Consider the following 3,848-nt stretch of genomic DNA (forward strand, 5'->3'; position numbering starts at 1 on the left):
CAATCCCCTAGCCGACGGATCCCTCTAACTTCAGGCTCAGCAATCGATCGGCTTCTACGGCAAACTCCATCGGCAATTGGTTGAACACTTCTCGGCAGAAGCCGCTGATGATCATGGACACGGCATCTTCCATGCCGATCCCGCGCGACTGGAAATAGAACAATTGCTCCTCTCCAATCTTGGAGGTGGAAGCTTCGTGCTCCACTTTGGCGGTGTTGTTTTGCACCTCAATATAGGGGAAGGTGTTGGCGCTGCACTGATCCCCGATCAACATGGAATCGCACTGGGAAAAATTGCGGGCCCCTTCTGCTTTCGGCCCGATTTTGACCAGGCCGCGGTAGCTGTTTTTGGAGTGCCCCGCCGAGATGCCCTTGGAAATGATTTTGCTGCGGGTGTTGCGGCCCACGTGAATCATCTTGGTGCCGGTATCGGCCTGCTGGTAGTGGTTGGTGAGGGCAACCGAGTAAAACTCGCCCACCGAGTTTTCCCCCACCAGCACACAGCTGGGGTACTTCCAGGTGATGGCGGAGCCGGTCTCCACTTGCGTCCAGGAGATCTTGGAGTTTGCCCCCTGACACAGGCCGCGCTTGGTTACAAAGTTGTAAATGCCCCCTTTGCCGTTTTCGTCGCCGGCATACCAGTTCTGTACCGTCGAGTACTTGATCTCGGCATTGTCTAGGGCAATCAGCTCCACCACCGCCGCATGCAGTTGGTTGGTGTCGAACATGGGGGCAGTACACCCTTCCAAGTAGCTGACGTAGGATCCCTCGTCGGCAATGATCAGGGTGCGCTCAAACTGGCCCGATTCGCCGTTGTTGATGCGGAAATAGGTGGAAAGCTCCATGGGACAGCGCACCCCTTTGGGCACATAGACAAAGGATCCATCACTGAACACTGCCGAGTTCAGCGCCGCGTAGTAGTTATCAGCAATGGGAACCACACTGCCCAAGTACTTGCGCACCAGCTCCGGATACTCCCGCAGTGCCTCCGACATGGAGCAGAAGATCACGCCTTCCTTGGCCAGCTTTTCCCGGAAGGTGGTGGCTACCGAAACGCTGTCGAAGATGGCATCCACCGCCACATTGGCCAGCCGCTTTTGCTCTGACAAGGGGATCCCCAATTTCTCGAAGGTCTCCAACAGCACCGGATCCACTTCGTCCAGGCTCTTTTTCTTGGGCTGCACCTTGGGGGCCGAGTAGTAGACAATGTTTTGGTAGTCAATGGGCGGGTAGCTGACGTTGGGCCAGGTGGGCTCGCTCATCTTCAGCCACTGGCGGTAGGCCCGCAGCCGGAACTCTAGCATAAAGTCCGGCTCCCCTTTCTTGGCCCAGATCTGCCGAATCACCTCTTCGTTCAAGCCTTTGCCAATCGACTCAGAGGGGATGTCGGTTACAAAGCCGTACTTGTAGGGCTGGTTGACCAGGGCGCGGACGCTCGTAGACATGGATGGCTCTCGGGTAGTGACAGGGTAGAAACGCGACTAAGACAGATGGCCAAATAAAACAACAGAGTTGTTGTTTAACTGATCCTCAGGTTACTTTAGCAATGATCCCGTTGTCAAAATAGCAGAGAGCTGTGCTGGCAGCGGCAGCCGATTAACCCAGTCTAACCAGGAGGGCGAGGGTGGACAGCACGCGCAAGATCACCGGGCAGGTCGCTCAACCCGCTTCGAGTAAGCAGGCCATCTTGGTCTACCTGCGCAAGGCGGGGCAGGCCAACGCCCAAACGCTGGCAGAGCACCTGCGCATTTCTCCCCAGGCCATCCGCCGCCACCTCAAGGATCTGGAGGCAGAGGGGTTGATCCAACATGTCGCTCAACCCAATGGTCTAGGGCGACCCCAGCATCTCTATCAGCTCAGCCCCTTGGGAGAAGAGCAGTTCCCCGCCAGCTACGACGAGTTTGCCCTTGGCCTGCTCAACACCCTGGCCGAAACCCTGGGATCCGAACAGATGGGATCCCTTCTCCACCACCAGTGGCAGCGCAAAGCCCGGGAGTATCAGGCCCAACTGGGATCCGGATCCCTACGGGAGCGGCTGGAGCGCTTGGTGCAGTTGCGCCAGGCAGAGGGTTACATGGCGGAGTACTACCCCTATCCTGCCGACCTGACTGTGCCGCTGGCAGCAGAGGGATCCGAGCCTTACGTCGAGCAGTATGTGTTGGTCGAGCACAATTGCGCCATTGCCCAGATTGCCCACACCTTTCCCAGCGTCTGCGGCCACGAGCTGGAGATGTTTGCTGCCGCCTTGCCCGATTGCCGGGTAGAGCGCATCACCTGGCAGGTGCAGGGAGAACACCCCTGCGGCTACTGGATTGCCAAGCCGGCGGCTCGGTCGACTTAAGACTTCCCGCTGGTCTCTCCGCCAGGAAACCGGATCCCTGAGGTGTCAAACGAGGTTTTTTCGGGTATAGTTATCTCGTACAGGTTTTAAGTTTGTTCTCCGCATGGTCTGGCGCGCTTCCTTTTTTGGCTACTTTAGCTTTCCCTGGCAACGACCAGGGCAGAAGGGTGGCGCGTAAACAAAGACCTACAGTTTACCCGAGTCAGTCCTGAAGCCCTGAGCCCAGCGCCAGGGCTTTTTTGATGGCTCGACGACCCCATCTACCCACTTGCACGCTGAGGACAGTTCCATGCCCCCTCAAACCGACAATTGCAATATCCAAGAGGTGACTCCCTTGATTGCCCCTGCTGCTGTCAAGGCCAAGCTGCCCCTTACGGAAACGGCAGCCCAGGTGGTGCTCTCCACTCGGCAAGCCATCCGCGACATCATCCACGGACGGGATCTCCATCGCTTGGTGGTGATCGTCGGCCCCTGTTCCATCCACGATCCCGCAGCGGCTCTGGAGTATGCCCATCGCCTCAAGCGGGTGGCCGACCAAACTCGGGAGCACCTGGTGATCGTTATGCGCACGTATTTTGAGAAACCCCGCACCACGGTGGGCTGGAAGGGCCTGATCAACGATCCCCACCTGGATGGCTCCTGCGACATTGCCACCGGCCTGCAACTGGCCCGTTCCATTCTCCTGCAGATCAACGAGCTGGGCCTGGCCTGTGCCACCGAGATGCTGGATCCGGTGACCCCTCAGTACACGGCAGATCTGGTGAGCTGGGCGGCCATTGGCGCCAGAACCATCGAAAGCCAAACTCACCGGGAAATGGCCAGCGGCCTCTCCATGCCTGTGGGCTTCAAAAACGGCACCGACGGGCGGCTGGAAATTGCGCTCAATGCCATTCTCTCCGCCAGCCATCCCCACAGTTTCCTGGGCATCGGCCAAGATGGCATGACGGCTCTGGTGAAAACCACCGGCAACCCGGATCGGCACATCGTGTTGCGGGGGGGAGGGGGCAAGACCAACTACGGCCCGGAAGATGTGGCGCGGGCGGCACTGCTGATGAAGGATCAAGGGATCCCTCGCTCGGTGATGGTGGACTGCTCCCATGACAACTCCCACAAAAATTACCGCAACCAGGGATCCGTCTGTCGAGCAGTGCTACAGCAGTACCAGGCGGGGCAGCGGGCTCTGATGGGGCTGATGCTGGAGAGCAACCTCTACCCGGGCAAGCAAACCTGGCAGGAAGGGGCGCCGCTCCAGTACGGGGTTTCCATCACCGATGGCTGCATCGGCTGGGAAGAGACGGAAGATCTGTTGTGGGAGATGGCAGCGACCGTAGAGGGGAGAGCGTTGGCCCTCAGCCATTGAGGGATGGGGATCCCGGAGTTTGTTAAAGAATCAAAAAGGAAATGGGGACAAGGGGCAGCCTGCTCCTAGGGTCGAGCCAAGGTTTCGTTGTTTCGTCAGGCCCTGTGGGATGGGGTCTCCAGGTCGAGCTGGGAGGTTGTGATGGAGC

Annotated in this window: 3 protein-coding genes; 2 read left to right on the forward strand and 1 reads right to left on the reverse strand. The window is 58.6% G+C overall.

What is annotated here, in order from left to right; all coding sequences use genetic code 11:
• Nucleotides 1-7 precede the first annotated feature (7 nt).
• Nucleotides 8-1,444 (reverse strand): Fe-S cluster assembly protein SufB, encoded by a 1,437-nt coding sequence (sufB, locus tag NW820_RS10945; protein ID WP_414357846.1) that lies wholly within the window; start codon nt 1,442-1,444, stop codon nt 8-10.
• Nucleotides 1,445-1,623: 179 nt separating this feature from the next.
• Between sufB and sufR the strand changes: the two genes are divergently transcribed.
• Nucleotides 1,624-2,340, forward strand: a complete 717-nt coding sequence (sufR, locus tag NW820_RS10950; protein ID WP_414349664.1) for an iron-sulfur cluster biosynthesis transcriptional regulator SufR — start codon at nt 1,624-1,626, stop codon at nt 2,338-2,340.
• 289 nt (nt 2,341-2,629) lie between these two features.
• Nucleotides 2,630-3,700, forward strand: coding sequence for a 3-deoxy-7-phosphoheptulonate synthase (locus tag NW820_RS10955; protein WP_414332215.1), 1,071 nt, complete (start codon nt 2,630-2,632; stop codon nt 3,698-3,700).
• Nucleotides 3,701-3,848: the final 148 nt, after the last annotated feature.

The sequence above is a fragment of the Synechococcus sp. R55.7 genome, assembly GCF_047461955.1.
Lineage (GTDB): Bacteria > Cyanobacteriota > Cyanobacteriia > Thermostichales > Thermostichaceae > Thermostichus.

Coding starts and splice junctions, on each gene's coding strand:
- sufB (WP_414357846.1), bottom strand. CDS start 1,444: ATGTCTACGAGCGTCCGCGCCCTGGTCAACCAGCCCTACAAGTACGGC.
- NW820_RS10955 (WP_414332215.1), top strand. CDS start 2,630: ATGCCCCCTCAAACCGACAATTGCAATATCCAAGAGGTGACTCCCTTG.